This is a genomic window from Rhizobium sp. CCGE 510 (assembly GCF_000292525.1).
Taxonomy (GTDB): Bacteria; Pseudomonadota; Alphaproteobacteria; order Rhizobiales; family Rhizobiaceae; genus Rhizobium.
In genome coordinates, this window is record NZ_AEYF01000044.1 from 400,203 (window position 1) to 414,386 (window position 14,184).

General features: G+C 62.5%; 14 protein-coding genes and 1 pseudogene. 4 read left to right on the plus strand and 11 right to left on the minus strand.

Annotated features, from left to right (window positions below; genetic code table 11):
- Positions 1 to 35: 35 nt before the first annotated feature.
- The 3 genes from RCCGE510_RS21995 to RCCGE510_RS22005 all read right to left on the minus strand — a co-directional run bounded on the left by RCCGE510_RS21995 (position 36) and on the right by RCCGE510_RS22005 (position 2,442).
- A complete protein-coding gene (locus RCCGE510_RS21995) occupies positions 36 to 962 on the minus strand; it encodes a carbohydrate kinase (RefSeq protein WP_007633632.1) in 927 nt (308 codons plus the stop codon).
- 61 nt (positions 963 to 1,023) lie between these two features.
- A complete protein-coding gene (locus tag RCCGE510_RS22000) occupies positions 1,024 to 1,713 on the minus strand; it encodes an orotate phosphoribosyltransferase (protein ID WP_007633633.1) in 690 nt (229 codons plus the stop codon).
- A gap of 75 nt (positions 1,714 to 1,788) precedes the next feature.
- On the minus strand, positions 1,789 to 2,442 hold the full coding sequence (locus RCCGE510_RS22005) for a TetR/AcrR family transcriptional regulator (RefSeq protein WP_007633636.1): 654 nt from the start codon (positions 2,440 to 2,442) through the stop codon (positions 1,789 to 1,791).
- 103 nt (positions 2,443 to 2,545) lie between these two features.
- Between RCCGE510_RS22005 and RCCGE510_RS22010 the strand changes: the two genes are divergently transcribed.
- Positions 2,546 to 3,028: an anthrone oxygenase family protein gene (locus RCCGE510_RS22010; RefSeq protein WP_007633638.1), complete on the plus strand. Its 483-nt coding sequence runs from the start codon at positions 2,546 to 2,548 to the stop codon at positions 3,026 to 3,028.
- A gap of 193 nt (positions 3,029 to 3,221) precedes the next feature.
- Here RCCGE510_RS22010 and RCCGE510_RS22015 read toward each other — a convergent pair whose 3' ends face one another.
- From RCCGE510_RS22015 to RCCGE510_RS22045, 7 genes are all read right to left on the minus strand, one after another.
- Positions 3,222 to 3,758: a glyoxalase superfamily protein gene (locus tag RCCGE510_RS22015; RefSeq protein WP_007633640.1), complete on the minus strand. Its 537-nt coding sequence runs from the start codon at positions 3,756 to 3,758 to the stop codon at positions 3,222 to 3,224.
- 188 nt (positions 3,759 to 3,946) lie between these two features.
- Complete coding sequence (locus tag RCCGE510_RS22020) at positions 3,947 to 5,125, minus strand: GGDEF domain-containing protein (protein WP_007633642.1); 1,179 nt, start codon at positions 5,123 to 5,125, stop codon at positions 3,947 to 3,949.
- Between the two features lie 343 nt (positions 5,126 to 5,468).
- The gene (pyrC, locus tag RCCGE510_RS22025; protein ID WP_007633644.1) at positions 5,469 to 6,509 is read right to left on the minus strand and encodes a dihydroorotase; all 1,041 of its coding nucleotides are present in this window, start codon (positions 6,507 to 6,509) and stop codon (positions 5,469 to 5,471) included.
- Positions 6,510 to 6,622: 113 nt separating this feature from the next.
- Positions 6,623 to 7,255: a nucleoside triphosphate hydrolase gene (locus RCCGE510_RS22030; RefSeq protein ID WP_007633645.1), complete on the minus strand. Its 633-nt coding sequence runs from the start codon at positions 7,253 to 7,255 to the stop codon at positions 6,623 to 6,625.
- Positions 7,252 to 8,034 carry an ATP-binding cassette domain-containing protein gene (locus tag RCCGE510_RS22035; RefSeq protein WP_007633646.1) on the minus strand — a complete coding sequence of 261 codons (783 nt, stop codon included), beginning with the start codon at positions 8,032 to 8,034 and terminating at the stop codon, positions 7,252 to 7,254. Before RCCGE510_RS22035 ends, RCCGE510_RS22030 begins: the two co-directional genes overlap by 4 nt.
- A 2-nt stretch (positions 8,035 to 8,036) precedes the next feature.
- Entirely contained in the window at positions 8,037 to 9,101 is a 1,065-nt protein-coding gene (locus RCCGE510_RS22040; RefSeq protein WP_007633647.1) for an ABC transporter permease, read from the minus strand.
- 155 nt (positions 9,102 to 9,256) lie between these two features.
- Complete coding sequence (locus tag RCCGE510_RS22045) at positions 9,257 to 10,276, minus strand: sugar ABC transporter substrate-binding protein (protein ID WP_007633648.1); 1,020 nt, start codon at positions 10,274 to 10,276, stop codon at positions 9,257 to 9,259.
- A 227-nt stretch (positions 10,277 to 10,503) separates the two neighbouring features.
- On the opposite strand from RCCGE510_RS22045, the gene RCCGE510_RS22050 reads away from it, so the two are divergent.
- From RCCGE510_RS22050 to RCCGE510_RS22060, 3 genes are all read left to right on the plus strand, one after another.
- Positions 10,504 to 11,751 carry an ROK family transcriptional regulator gene (locus RCCGE510_RS22050; RefSeq protein ID WP_007633649.1) on the plus strand — a complete coding sequence of 416 codons (1,248 nt, stop codon included), beginning with the start codon at positions 10,504 to 10,506 and terminating at the stop codon, positions 11,749 to 11,751.
- Entirely contained in the window at positions 11,735 to 12,211 is a 477-nt protein-coding gene (locus RCCGE510_RS22055; protein WP_037079549.1) for an RbsD/FucU domain-containing protein, read from the plus strand. Before RCCGE510_RS22050 ends, RCCGE510_RS22055 begins: the two co-directional genes overlap by 17 nt.
- 204 nt (positions 12,212 to 12,415) lie before the next feature.
- The gene (locus RCCGE510_RS22060) at positions 12,416 to 12,997 is read left to right on the plus strand and encodes a TetR/AcrR family transcriptional regulator (protein WP_007633651.1); all 582 of its coding nucleotides are present in this window, start codon (positions 12,416 to 12,418) and stop codon (positions 12,995 to 12,997) included.
- 25 nt (positions 12,998 to 13,022) lie between these two features.
- Here RCCGE510_RS22060 and RCCGE510_RS22065 read toward each other — a convergent pair.
- Positions 13,023 to 14,118, minus strand: a pseudogene (locus RCCGE510_RS22065) (alkene reductase).
- Positions 14,119 to 14,184: the final 66 nt, after the last annotated feature.

A 14,184-nucleotide genomic window follows, 5' to 3' on the forward strand; every position in this document is an offset into this window, starting at 1 on the left:
TTGGTGACGACAGCCGGAGTACGCTCGCTTAAACCTTAAAGCCCGATCTCGTGCGCCCAAGGCGGGTTGGCGCCGGCGCGGGAAACGGTGACGGCGGCGGCTTTGGCGCCGAGGGTGAGGGCGTTATGGAGCGCCTGCTCGTCGAGTGAGGCGACCTGCTCCTTGGTCAGCAGATTGTCCATCTTCAGCGAGGCCAGCACGCCGGCATCGAAGGTATCGCCGGCGCCGACCGTGTCGACCACGGTGACGCGCTGGCTCGGCACCGTCACCTTGCGCTCTTTGGTATAGCCGGAGGCGCCTTCGGCACCCTTGGTGATGACCACCAGCTTGGCGCCGTGGTTCAGCCAGTGGGTGGCGAGCGTATCGTGGTCGCCTGAAAGTCCGAACCAGTCGAGATCCTCGTCGGAGAATTTGACGATGTCGGATTTGGCGGCCATGCGCTTGATGCGAGCCATATGCGCCGGCTTGTCCTTGATGAAACCGGGACGGATATTCGGGTCGAGCGAAATGACACGTTTGCCGGCTTCGCGATCGAGCAGCGCTTCATAGGTTTCGCCGCAGGGGCTGGGAATCAGGCTGATCGCGCCGAAATGCAGCGCTTCGCAATCATCGCCGAGGACAGGCAGGTCCGCTTCGGTGATCATCCGGCCGGCGGTGCCCTCGTCGTAAAAGGCATAGGTTGCCTGACCGTTGACCAGCTTGACGAAAGCAATCGTCGAAGGGCGCGGGGTGATGGCGCAAGGGCTGTAGTCGACATTGGCGGCCTTCAGCGTCGCCAGCAGGATTTCGCCCATCATGTCATCGGCGATGCCGGTGAAAAAGGCGGTCGGGATGCCGAGGCGGCCGAGCGCAATGGCGGTATTGAAGATCGCGCCGCCGGCATAGGGGGCAAAGCCCTTTTCATTGAGGGTCGTGTCCCTCGGCAGCATGTCGATCAAGGCTTCGCCGCAGCACAAAATCATCAGATTCCTCCCAACAGACTTATACGTTCATCAACCGATTAAGTGAGCTTTTGTCAACTGATTAGAGCGAAAGCTCACTTACGCCACCATTCCGTCCCGACCAGGCCAGCGGCGCATCGAGAAAGGCTTCGACCTCCTCAAGCGTCTTGTCGTCGAACAGCTTCTGCGCCTTGGCGACGGCCAGGACATTGCGCCAGGTGGCGATGTGATGCAGCCGAACCTTGCCGTCGGTAAAGCGCTGCTGGCCGAAGATGTCGTAGAAGAACAGGGCGATGCCGTGATCGACGACGCCGCCGGCGGCACGGATGGCATCGATGAATTTGAACATGCTGCCGCCGGCCGTCGTCAGGTCCTCGATGACCAGCACGCGCGACCCTTCCGGCATGTTGCCTTCGATCTGGGCATTGCGGCCATGGCCCTTCGGCTGCTTGCGGACATAGATCATCGGCAGGCCGAGGCGATCGGCAAGCAGGGCGGCGAAAGGAATGCCGGCGGTCTCGCCGCCGGCGATGCAATCGAACTGCTCGAAGCCGGCATCGCGCAGCAGGGTGCTGGCGGCGAAATCCATCACCGTCGAGCGGACGCGCGGGAAGGAGAGCAGCTTGCGGCAATCGATATAGACCGGGCTCGCCATGCCGGAGGAGAGTTTATAGGGCTGGGCGGCATTGAAATGCACCGCCTTGATCTCCCACAGCATCTTGGCCAGCAATTCAGCCATCACGGCGCGGTCGGGAAATGTGGTCTGGATCATGCGGCTCTCCTTCGGCTTGGATCCTTGCGGGAATAGCAGCAAGAGCCCTGAGTTTCCAGACGCTGGACGATCGTATTAGCGCAACAGACGGCCGATATCGGCTCCCTGCATCTTCTTGAACAGGGCAATCGCCTCATCACCCTCTTCCGCATCCAGCGTAACGGCATAACGCACGGCGGCGGCAAGCAGCTGCATCGTCAGCCGGGCGATCGCCAGAAGCTCGTTCGGCTCGCGATCCGGCCACAGGCGGAGCAGCACGGCGAGAAATGCCTGGGCATGAAATTCCATGTCCTCGGCATCCACCTGCTGCAGCAGCTTGTCGGTATGGGTCGCATGCCAGATGTCGCGCATCACCGGCTCGCGGCGGAAGAAGGCATAATATTCGTCGACGATGGTAGCGAGCGCGCCCTGCAGGTCCGCGGCGCCGGTCACCTTCGCCAGCTCCGCCTCGACACAGCGCCTGCCCTCTTCGTTGAAGCGTTCGGCCAATGTCCGGATGATCGCGCTCTTGTCGGGAAAATATTGATAGAGGGCACCGAAAGACAGGCCGGCCATTTCGACGATCTCGCTCATCTTCAAGCCGTCGCTGCCATGGCGTTCGATCAGCTCGGCGGCAACTGCGAGGATCTTTTCGAAGCGCTCGCGGCCACGCTGCTGGCTGGGGATGCGGCGCGGCTGGCCGGTATGTTGCGGCTGACGCCTGCGCGTTGCGACCGGCTGCTCTGACATCGACTGCTCCTCTTTCAAGTTGACAAACAAAATAAGAGAGTTTATCTCATTTTGCAAATGAGAGAGTTTCTCTTGTTTCAAATCCTTTGGAAGGAGCTTCGACATGCAGATCGTCCTCATCCTTTCCCTCGTCGTCGCGGCAATCGGCAGCGGCCTCGTCGCCGGCATCTTCTTCGCCTTCTCGACCTTCATCATGACCGCCTTCGCCAGGATCCCGGCGGAGCAGGGCATTGCGGCGATGAACGCGATCAATGTAACGATCGTCCGCTCGCCCTTCATGGGTCTCTTTGTGCCGACGGCGATCCTCTGCATCGTCATATCAGTGCTCGCCCTGATCGACTGGCGCGGCGGCACGTCGACGCTGATGCTGGCAGGCGCCGCCCTCTATCTCCTCGCCTCTTTCCTCTCGACCATCATCTTCAACGTGCCGATGAACGATGCGCTGGAGAAGGTCAGCGGCAGCGAGGCGGAGGCAGTCGAGCTGTGGACGGCCTATGTCAGGGACTGGACGTGGTGGAACCATGTGCGGACCGTCGCTTCGCTGCTCGCCTCGGTGGCCTTTGTCAGGGCGCTGATGATGGTTTGAGAAAGCGGCGCCGGTAGCTGCCCCTCATCCGCCTGCCGGCACCTTCTCCCCGTAAAGCGGGGCGAAGGGGATATGCCGCAACCTCTCCGTCCCCCACTTGCCTCTAGCAGGGCACGTCCCCTCGCCCCGTTTTACGGGGAGAGGGCTAGGGTATTAGGGTGAGGGGCGACCACTGGTACGAACCGCGCCCCGCCTATGCCTGCTCGCAAAAGGCAATGCGGTTGCTGAAGGGGTCGGTGACGGTCATCTCCAGTCCCCAGGGCGCTTCCTCGACGCCGGGCTTCATATAGCGGTAGTCCTTGCCGGCGAGTTCGGCGTGATAGGCGCGCACATTGGCGACGCGGACGAAGGCCTTGGCGCCGGGGCTGGCGTCGCCGGAATGTTCGCTTAAGTGCAGCGCCATGCCGTCGCGCGAGACCTGGCAATAGAGCGGGAAGTTTTCGCCGAAGCGATGCTCCCAGTCGAGATGGAAGCCGAGGAAGCCGCAATAGAATTCCATCGCTTTTTCCACAGAGAAGATGCGGAAGATCGGCGTCGGCGGCTCGATGCCGACAGCGGAGCGGGAAGCACCCGCCGCATCGATCTTGGCCGCGAGGATATTCCATTGCTCGAGCCCGAACTGGCGGGCGACGATTTCGAGGGTCTCGCTGTGGCTCAGCGAAATGTCACGGTCGGCAAGGGCCTGCCGCAATGTCTTTGCCATGAGCTTGGCATCGCGAAAATCGCGCATAAGTCATCCTTCCGTTGGCGGCAAACAGGACGATCAGTGCCCGCGTCTGCTGACCCGTTCGCCATCGATCGCCAAACGGCAAGGGACGTGAAGGATTTTTCTGGATGCATTCACCATAACGCCAAAGCGTCGCGGGGCGGCTGGCCGCATCCGGCCAGAGGCGATATTATGAGAGGATCAGTCAGGAATCAAGACGCCGTGCGCGACATCGCGACGGGAACCGGCTGCAGGTGGCCGGCGAGCTCGACCCGGTTGCGGCCGCCCCGCTTGGCGGCGTAGAGCGCCTTGTCGGCAGCACTCAGCATGGCATCGAAATCCAGGCTTTTGGCGCGCCCAGGCGCAACGCCAACGCTGACGGTGCATTTCAGCACTTCGTCGTCGATCGGAATCTCACGCGCCTCGAAGGCCCTGCGGATGCGCTCGGCCGCCAGTTCCGCCCGGCCGGGCATGGTTTCCTTCAACACCAGCGCGAACTCCTCACCGCCCAACCGTGCGGCGATGTCACCGGGGCGGCAATGGGCGGCGAGTTCGCCGGCGAAGACCTTGAGCACCCGGTCGCCGCTCGCATGGCCGAAGCGGTCGTTGACGGATTTGAAGTGGTCGATATCGAAGACGATGACGGCCGTGGTCGAGCCCATCGGGCGCGTGCCGTATTGATCGAACAGGGCGCGTCGGTTGAGCAGCCCGGTCAGCGGATCGGTGATCGCCTCGAGACGATGGCGGGCGGCAAGCCGCCACTGATGCAGCGCCAGCGACAGCGCGCCGATCCCGGTCATGCCGGCGATGCAGACGGCAAGGCTCAGATCTTCGGCCCAGTTGCTGGGCGCTTTACCGAGCACCAGCCTGCCATCGGAGATCAGCACGGCGGCGCACAGCACAAAGGAGATCCCGGTCAGCGAATAGAGCGCGGTGAGGCCAAGGATCGGCGCCGGCGCCTCGGCACGGGCCAGCCAATATTGCCGGGCGGTGGCAAAGAGCAGCAAAGCGATGGCGAGATTGTCTGATATGAAGGCGAGGCCGTCATAACCTGCCAGCATCGGCCCCACGGAAAAGGCCATCGCTGCCAGCGCCCGGATCACAATGGCCGGCAAAGCGAGCCGTCCGGTGAGAAACTGTCTGCCGGCACCCCAGATCGTGGCAAAACCGGCATGAAACAGCACGAAATTGGCCACACCCAGCCATGTATCCGGCCTGTTCACATAGGCGCCGTAGACAAAAATGCCGGCAATGACGAGCATCAGGCCGATGCTAGCGGTGAGCAGCACGGTTTCGGCCCGACGCACCAGCCAGCTGCCCATCAAGGTCACGGCAAGGCATGCCGTGGAGACGCCGAGCGCCAGCAAAAGGGAATTGTAGTCAAGCATCATGCTTTTCAGTCTCCGCGACTGCAGCCACGCCGATAATCTTGGCAACCTACGTGATCTGATGTGAGGAATGTCTTATGCATTCCGTTAAAAAATGATGCACTGCACACAGAAATGTTAGGGCGGTAACTTCGACTTTTAAGGTGAGAGCAAGGGTCCGCCCCTCATCCGGCTGCCGCCACCTTCTCCCCGCATGCGGGGCGAAGGGGATATGCCGCAACCTCTCTGTCCCTCGCCGGCCTCTCGCAGGGCACGTCCCCTCGCCCCGTTTACGGGGGTCCGAAGGACGGGGCGAGACCGTTGGCTCGACCCCGGTCAGGTGAGGGTGAGGGGCAGATCCCGGCGCCTACGCCACCACCTGCCAATGCAGCGGGAACATCGGGTCGAACACCGTTACCGGGCCGGCGCCGGTTTCGATCCTGGCGGGGAAGACGACCGGATCGGCCTGCTTTTCCAGGGTGATGCGGTCCTCGTTCGGCTGAAGTCCGTACCAGGCCGGGCCGTTCAGCGAGACGAAGGCTTCGAGATTTTCCAGCGCGGCCTCCTGTTCGAAGACATGGGCGAGGCAGCTCATCGTGTTGATCGAGGTGTAAATGCCGGCGCAGCCGCAGGCGCATTCCTTCAGCGGGTCGACATGCGGGGCGGAATCGGTGCCGAGGAAGAAGCGCTGATCGCCGCTGGTAGCGGCGGCACGCAAGGCCAGCCGGTGGTTTTCGCGCTTGGCGACCGGCAGGCAGTAATAATGCGGGCGGATGCCGCCGACGAGGATGGCGTTGCGGTTGATGATCAGATGGTGGGTGGTGATCGAGCCGGCGAGATTGGCCTTGGCCGCCTTGATGTAGTCGATACCATCCGATGTCGTCACATGCTCCATCGTCACCTTCAGCTCGGGCAGGCGTCGGCGCAGCGGATCGAGCACGGTGTCGATAAAGACGGCCTCACGGTCGAAGATATCGACCTCAGGTGTCGTCACCTCACCGTGGACGCAGAGCGGCAGGCCGATCCTTGCCATGCGCTCCAGCACCGGCATTGCCTTTTCCATGTCGCGCACGCCGCCATGCGAGTTGGTGGTGGCGCCGGCCGGATAGAGCTTGACGGCGGTGATCAGCCCACTTTTTGCGCCGGCCTCGACATCGTCGGGGCTGGTATGCTCGGTGAGATAAAGCGTCATCAGCGGCTGGAAACGATGGCCGGCCGGCAGCGCTTTAAGGATGCGCTCGCGATAGGCGGTGGCGTCCGATGTGGTGACCACCGGCGGCACCAGATTGGGCATGATGATGGCGCGGGCGAAGGTGCGGCTCGTATCGGCGATCACGCCTTCCAGCATGGCGCCGTCGCGCAGATGCAGGTGCCAGTCATCAGGGCGGCGGATGGTGATCGATTGCATGGCAGGCCTCCGAAGCGATGCGTCTGCGGCTTCGAATAACACTAAAGCGCGGCGCATTGAAATCGATTCATGCGCAGCACTTCAGCTCATTGTTCATGCATGTCGTCGCGGCGTCACGCCAGCGCGATCTCCAGCGTCACATCAGCCGGGCGGCGGTTTTCGAGGATCAGCCGGCCGTTCGGCAGGTCGTTGCCATAGACCTTGGCGCTGGCGGCATCTTCTGTGAGATTATAACCGCGCCAGCGCGCCCAGAGCCGTTCCTCGAGCACCTCGATCGGGGGGGCAAGCATGATCGAAAAATCGAAGATGCCGTCGAGTTCTGCCCATTTGCCTTGCGTGAAGAGCAGATAGTTTCCCTCGACGATGATGAAACGGTCCTTGGGATCGATCGGCCGGGCGGAAGCAATCGCAAGTTCGCGCGAGCGGTCGAAGACCGGCACCAGAACCTCCTGGTCGGCCGGCCTGACGGCACGGACGATATCGAGGAAACCGCGGACATCGAAGGTTTCGGGGATGCCCTTGCGGGCCAAAAGGCCGCGTTCGATCAGGATGGCATTGTCCATGTGGAAGCCGTCCATCGGCAGGACTGCGGCGCTTTCGCCTTTGGCGTTGAGCGCCGCCGCCAGATTGTCGGCCATGGTCGATTTGCCCGAACCCGGCGGGCCGGCGATGGCGACCAGGAAACGTCTGGTATCGCCGGCGCGATCAAGCACCTCGCCGGCGATTTCATCGATGTTGACCGTCATGCCGCGACGGGCTCCGTCGGCACCGCCTTGGCGCCGGTCATGAAAGCGACGGCATCGGACATGGTGTATTCCTTCGGATCGATCACCGTCAGGCGCCGGCCGAGGCGGTGGATATGGATCCGGTCGGCGACCTCGAAGACATGCGGCATGTTGTGCGAGATCAGCACGATCGGAATGCCGCGGGCTCTGACGTCGAGGATCAGTTCCAGCACGCGGCGGCTTTCCTTGACGCCAAGGGCGGCCGTCGGTTCGTCCATGATGATGACCTTGGAGCCGAAGGCGGCGGCGCGGGCGACGGCGACACCCTGGCGCTGGCCGCCGGAGAGCGTTTCCACCGCCTGGTTGATGTTCTGGATGGTCATCAGGCCGAGTTCGGACAGCTTGTTGCGCGCCAGCTTTTCCATGGCCGGCCGGTCGAGCATGCGAAGCATCGAGCCGAGCACGCCGGGTTTGCGGATCTCGCGGCCGAGAAACATGTTGTCGGCGATCGACAGCGCCGGCGACAAAGCCAGGTTCTGATAGACAGTTTCGATGCCGGCATCACGCGCTTCCATCGGCGAGCGGAACTGCACCTGCTTGCCTTCGAGGGTGATCACCCCCTCGTCAGGGGTGGCGGCGCCCGATATCGCCTTGATCAGCGAGGATTTGCCGGCGCCGTTATCGCCGATAACCGCGAGGATTTCGCCCGGGTAAAGGTCGAAATCGGCATTGTCGAGTGCGGTCACGCGGCCATAGCGCTTGACGAGACCGCGCGCAGTGAGAAGGGGTTCGCGAGCCATGATTACACCGAAACCTTTCTGATCCACTGGTCGATGGCGACGGCGGCGATGATCAGCACGCCGGTCAAAAGCACTTTCCATTGCGGGTCGGCGCCGAGCATATTGAGGCCCATCGAGACGACACCGACGATCATCGCGCCAAACAGCGTGCCGAGAATGGAACCGCGGCCGCCGAACAGCGAGATGCCGCCGATGACCGTCGCAGTGATCGCCTGCAGGTTATAATCGGTCACCGCCGAGGATGGCGAGATCGAGCCGTTGCGGCCGATCGAGACCCAGGCGGCGAAGGCGGCGATGACGCCGGATATGGTGTAGACGGTGAGCAGCACCTTCTTGGTCTGGATGCCGGAGAGCTTGGCCGCCTCCGGATCGTCGCCGACCGCATAGACATGCCGGCCCCAGGCGGTGTGATTGAGCACATACCAGAGCAGCAGGACGAGCAGCACCATGGCGATGACGCCGAGGGTCAGCACGGCGGTGCCGGCTTTGAAGCTCATGGCGAAAAGATGCAGCAGCGGCGCCTGTTCGTCGACGTCGGTGTCGCGGATCGTCTCGTTGGCGGAATAGATGAAATTCGTCGCCATGACGATATTCCAGGTGCCGAGCGTGACGATGAACGGCGGCAGTTTCATGTAGGCGACGAGAAAGCCGTTCAGCAATCCGCAAAGGCCGCCGACAAGCATTCCGGCTGCCACCGCGATCGGCGTCGGTATGCCGTAGGCGATGGCGACATTGCCCATGATGACCGCCGAGATCACCATGATGACGCCGATCGAAAGATCGATGCCGGCGGTGAGGATAACCAGCGTCTGGGCGGCGCCGAGAATACCGACGATGGCGATCTGCTGCAGGATCAGCGTCAGCGTATAGGACGAAAAGAACCGTCCGCCGATGGCGATCCCGAAAATGATGATCGCCAGCACCAGCACGATCAGCGGCACGGCGGCCGGCGTCGAGTGCAGAAAATGCTGGGCACGCTTGATCAGCGAGACATCCTGATGCTCGAAGGAGGCGACGCTCTTGTCGCTGCCGTCGAGGACACGTTCGAATTCCTGAGTTCCGGTCATGGTTCCTCCTCCGCATCCGCGCGCCGAATTCGCACGGGGGCCGTCACCGATATCCTTCCGGTCTTTGCTGAGCCGGTTCGTGAGGCGACGGTACATCGTCCGTCGAAAACGGCCGGGGATCAAGCCCCGGCCGTTCCAGTTTCAAGAGATTGGGCTCAGCCCCAGCACTTGTCCGTGCCTTCCTTGGTGTCGATCGACTTGACGCCTGAGACCGGCTTGTCGGTGACGAGCGAAACGCCGGTGTCGAAGAAGGACTTGCCTTCGGTCGGCTTCGGCTTTTCACCGCTGTCGGCGAACTTCTTGATCGCCTCGACGCCAAGGGCTGCCATCATTAGCGGATATTGCTGCGAGGTGGCGCCGATGACGCCTTCCTTGACCGATTTCACACCCGGGCAACCGCCGTCGACCGAGACGATCAGCACGTTCTTTTCCATGCCGACGGCCTTCAGCGCCTGATAGGCGCCGACAGCAGCCGGCTCGTTGATCGTGTGGATGACGTTGATGCTCGGATCCTTCTGCAGAAGGTTTTCCATGGCCTTGCGGCCGCCTTCTTCATTGCCGTTGGTCACGTCATGGCCGACGATGCGCTTGTCGTCTTCGTCGCCGATCTTGTTCGGGTCCTTCGGATCGATGCCGAAGCCCATCATGAAGCCCTGGTCGCGCAGAACGTCGACCGTCGGCTGCGACGGGGTCAGGTCGAGGAAGCCGACCTTGGCGTCCTTGGCCTTGTCACCCATGGTTTCCTTGGCCCACTGGCCGATCAGCTTGCCGGCGAGCAGGTTGTCGGTGGCGAAAGTGGCGTCGGCGGCATCGGCCGGCTCGAGCGGCGTGTCGAGAGCGATGACCAGCAGGCCGGCTTCACGCGCCTTCTTGACCGAAGAGACGATGCCCTTGGTGTCGGAAGCGGCAATCAGGATGCCCTTGGCGCCGTCGGCGATGCAGCTTTCGATCGCTGCAACCTGGCTTTCGCTGTCACCGTCGATCTTGCCGGCATAGGATTTCAGCGAAACGCCGAGTTCCTTGGCCTTGGCCGTCGCACCTTCCTTCATCTTGACGAAGAAGGGGTTGGTGTCGGTCTTGGTGATCAGGCAGGCGGCAACGTCAGCCGCCATGACAGGCGCGGAAAAGGTGACACCAAGCGCGAGCGCGCCGAAAGCGAGAACTGATTTCTTCATGGAACTCCTCCCAGAGTTTGCCGGCGCCGCCCCTGCGGGCCGGAATTTTAAGATATGACACTTTGCCGTGGATTGTTAAGCTTCCAAAGCCGTCCCGTGTCCTTGACGATGGCAATTAAAAGCGAAAAGAAATCCGCTTGTCAATAAATAAATCCAATTGAATTATTAATTCGATGTGGCATGCTCAATCGAATTAGGGCATAGGCCAACAATCGGGAGGAGCGGCCATGTCGCCTTTGGGTGGACCGGAACACGCGTCGGTCGCGCCACCAATTCTAAATCCGGCCGGAGGTGCAAACCAGGTCAGGGTGCGGGCCTATAACGAACGGCTCGTGCTGTCGCTGGTGCGCCTCTACGGCGCGCTGTCGAAAGCCGATATCGCACGCCGCAGCGGGCTGTCGGCGCAAACCGTCTCGGTCATCATGCGAGTGCTGGAAAAGGAAGGACTGCTGTCGCGCGGGCCGCCGGTGCGCGGCCGGGTCGGCCAGCCGTCGATCCCGATGCATCTCAATGCCGACGCCGTCTATTCCTTCGGCCTGAAGATGGGCCGGCGCAGCGCCGATCTGGTGCTGATGGATTTCGTCGGCCGCATCCGCATGCAGTTGCACCGGACCTATGCCTATCCGCTGCCGGATGAAATCCTCGCCTTCGTCACCTCGGGTATTCAGGAGCTCGAAGATCGGCTCGACGAGAAGCAGCGCGGCCGCATTGCCGGCCTCGGCATCGCAGCACCTTTCGAGCTCTGGAACTGGGCCGAAGAGGTGGGCGCGCCGGCTGGCGCCATGGAGGTCTGGCGCGATGTCGACCTGCAGGCCGACATCGCCGCGCATGTCCCTCATCCGGTCTTCCTGCAGAACGATGCGACCAGCGCCTGTGGCGCCGAACTGGTCTTCGGCGTCGGGCCGTCCTATCCCGACTTCGTCTATTTCTTCATCGGCTCCTTCATCGGCGGCGGCATCGTGCTCAATTCGGCGATCTTTTCCGGCCGCACCGGCACGGCAGGCGCCATCGGGCCGCTGCCGGTGCGCGACAGGAACGGCGAAACCAAGCAGCTGCTCGAAATCGCCTCGATCTTCGTGCTCGAAAACATGCTGCGCGAGCGCGGCATCGATCCCGAGCCGCTGTGGTATTCGGCCGACGACTGGGTCGATTTCGGCGAGCCGATGGAGACCTGGATCCAGGATAGCGCCAAGGCGCTGGCGCAGGCGATCGTCGCCGCCGCCTCGATCGTCGATTTCAGCGCCGCCGTGATCGACGGCGGTTTTCCCGAGTGGGTGCGCAGCCGCGTGGTGCAGGCGACGATCGACGAAGCCGCCAAACTCGACCTGCAGGGCGTCGTCATGCCCGAAATCATCGAGGGCGCGGTCGGCGCCCAGGCACGCGCCATCGGCGGCGCCAGCCTGCCGATCTTTGCGCGTTACCTCACCGACCAGAACGTACTTTTCAAGGAGGTAGACCATGCTGAAAGGACTTGATCCGCTGTTGAGCCCGGAGCTGCTTTTTACGCTTCGCGCCATGGGTCACGGCGACGAGATCGCCATCGTCGACGGCAATTATCCGGGCGTCGAACATGCGCGCCGGCTGATCCGGCTCGACGGTCACCACCTCGTGCCAGTTCTCAACGCCGTGCTCAGCGTGCTGCCGATCGACGATTTCGTGCCCGAGGCGATCTTCCGCTCGACCGTGAAGGCCGAGCGCGACAAGCTCGATCCGGTGCATGAGGAGATGATCGACTGCTGCGCCCGCCGCGAGCCGCACCGGCAGGTGGTGCCGCTGATCGGCCCGGATTTCTACGGCCGGGTGAAGGCCGCCCATGCGGTGATCCAGACCGGCGAGCCGAGGCTCTATGCCAACATCATCCTGCGCAAGGGCGTGATCTATCCGAAGGAACCGAGCGCGCAGGCGACGGCCGGAGTCGATCCGTTCGTTTACTAGCCAGGAAGCGTCGCTGCTGCCTCTTTCAAGGCCGACAGCTCCCCTGCGCATCTGAAAGGACGCGCGGGGCTGAAGGTCCGTATGCTTATGTCATAAACACTCCTTGTACCGGCCGCCATTATTAATGATATACATCATCAATGGCCCAAGCTACAATGACACCCGACATCATAGCTTGGGCATAGCGGTCGAAAGGGCTGTAAAGTGCGGATCACCAAGGAAAAGAAGCAGGAAAACTACGAGCGGATTATCGCCACCGCGTCGGAGCTGTTTCGCGAGCGCGGATTCGACGGCGTGGGAGTGGCGGAGTTGATGGAGCGCGCGGGGCTCACCCATGGCGGCTTCTACAATCACTTCCGCTCCAAGGAGGAGTTGATCGCGGAGTCGACCGAGAAAGGTTTGAGCGAGACCTTGAAGCGCTATGCCGGTCATGACGTGCTCGCCGTCATGGAACTTTATCTCGCGCGCGAACACCGGGATGGACGCGGCCAGGGGTGCACGGCCGCAGCACTCAGTTGCGACGCCGCGCGGCAGCCTGAAGAAACGAAGGCCGTTTTTGCTGAAGGAATAGATCACCTCGTGCGCGCGGTGGAGGGCGGTATTGCGCAACATCACGCTTCCGGCACCGGCGGGCGGGCGCAAGCCATCGCCATCCTCGCGCAGGCGGTTGGGGCAATCGTGCTTTCGAGGGCCTGCCCGGACGATTCCCCGCTGGCAGACGAACTGCTCGATGCCTGCCGGGCGGATTGCCGCGACGCCATCGAAAATCGGGCGCGGGAAACATAGGGCCGCATGCGCGGCCCTATTGCCGTCAGGCCGCTACCGGCGCGGCCATGGTGGGATAGTCGGTATAGCCCGCCGCGCCGCCGCCATAGAGCGTCGCCATATTGAGATTGGCCAGCGGCGCACCGGCCTTCAGGCGCTCGACAAAATCCGGGTTGGCGATGAACGGCCTGCCGAAGGCAAACAGATCTGCCAGCCCCTGCTCCAGCCTGGTCGTCGCAAGTTCCCGATCGTAGCCGTTATTGGCAATGTAGGTGTTTTTGAACCTGCGGCGAAGCGCCTCGTAATCGAAGGGTGCAACATCGCGCGGCCCGCCGGTGGCGCCTTCGACGACATGGAGATAGGCAATGCCCATCGCATCGAGCTTTTCGACGATGTGGTTGAACTGCGCCTGCGGATCGGTTGCCGATATCCCGTTGGCCGGCGACACCGGTGAAATCCGAACGCCGGTTCGCCCTGCTCCTACTTCCTCGATGACCGCCGCCGTCACCTCGAGGATCAGCCGTGCCCGGTTTTCGATCGACCCGCCATAGGCGTCGGTGCGGCTGTTGGCCCCGTCCCTCGCGAACTGGTCGAGCAGGTAGCCGTTGGCGCCGTGCACTTCGACGCCGTCGAAACCGGCGGCAATCGCATTGGCGGCGGCGCGGCGGAAATCCTCGACAATGCCGGAGATCTCGCGCAATTCCAGCGCCCGAGGTTCGGACACATCGACGAAGGCGTTGTTGACGAAGGTCTTGGTTTCGGCCCTGATCGCTGAAGGCGCGACCGGCGCCTTGCCATTCGGCTGCAGGTCGACATGCGATACCCGACCGACATGCCAGAGCTGCAGGAAGATGTGGCCGCCCTCGGCATGCACCGCGTCGGTCACCTTGCGCGAGCCGTCGATCTGCGCCTCGGTGTAAATGCCGGGCGTGTCCTGATAGCCCTGCCCTTGCTGCGAAATCTGGGTCGCTTCAGAAATGATCAGACCTGCCGAGGCCCGTTGCGCATAATATTCGGCGATGAGATCGCCCGGCCACAAACCCGGCACCCGCTCTGTTGCGCGTCGATGGCGCCATGACGATGCGGTTGGATAGTGTGAGAGAGCCGAGTACGGCGGGCTCAAAGAGTGTGCTGCTGATCATTTGTCACTTTCGGAGTTGGAAACTATTTCTGGCGTGCGTCTCGCGACGCACGCCACGCCGGTCAGG

Coding starts and splice junctions, on each gene's coding strand:
- RCCGE510_RS21995 (WP_007633632.1), bottom strand. CDS start 962: ATGATTTTGTGCTGCGGCGAAGCCTTGATCGACATGCTGCCGAGGGAC.
- RCCGE510_RS22000 (WP_007633633.1), bottom strand. CDS start 1,713: ATGATCCAGACCACATTTCCCGACCGCGCCGTGATGGCTGAATTGCTG.
- RCCGE510_RS22005 (WP_007633636.1), bottom strand. CDS start 2,442: ATGTCAGAGCAGCCGGTCGCAACGCGCAGGCGTCAGCCGCAACATACC.
- RCCGE510_RS22010 (WP_007633638.1), top strand. CDS start 2,546: ATGCAGATCGTCCTCATCCTTTCCCTCGTCGTCGCGGCAATCGGCAGC.
- RCCGE510_RS22015 (WP_007633640.1), bottom strand. CDS start 3,758: ATGCGCGATTTTCGCGATGCCAAGCTCATGGCAAAGACATTGCGGCAG.
- RCCGE510_RS22020 (WP_007633642.1), bottom strand. CDS start 5,125: ATGATGCTTGACTACAATTCCCTTTTGCTGGCGCTCGGCGTCTCCACG.
- pyrC (WP_007633644.1), bottom strand. CDS start 6,509: ATGCAATCGATCACCATCCGCCGCCCTGATGACTGGCACCTGCATCTG.
- RCCGE510_RS22030 (WP_007633645.1), bottom strand. CDS start 7,255: ATGACGGTCAACATCGATGAAATCGCCGGCGAGGTGCTTGATCGCGCC.
- RCCGE510_RS22035 (WP_007633646.1), bottom strand. CDS start 8,034: ATGGCTCGCGAACCCCTTCTCACTGCGCGCGGTCTCGTCAAGCGCTAT.
- RCCGE510_RS22040 (WP_007633647.1), bottom strand. CDS start 9,101: ATGACCGGAACTCAGGAATTCGAACGTGTCCTCGACGGCAGCGACAAG.
- RCCGE510_RS22045 (WP_007633648.1), bottom strand. CDS start 10,276: ATGAAGAAATCAGTTCTCGCTTTCGGCGCGCTCGCGCTTGGTGTCACC.
- RCCGE510_RS22050 (WP_007633649.1), top strand. CDS start 10,504: ATGTCGCCTTTGGGTGGACCGGAACACGCGTCGGTCGCGCCACCAATT.
- RCCGE510_RS22055 (WP_037079549.1), top strand. CDS start 11,735: ATGCTGAAAGGACTTGATCCGCTGTTGAGCCCGGAGCTGCTTTTTACG.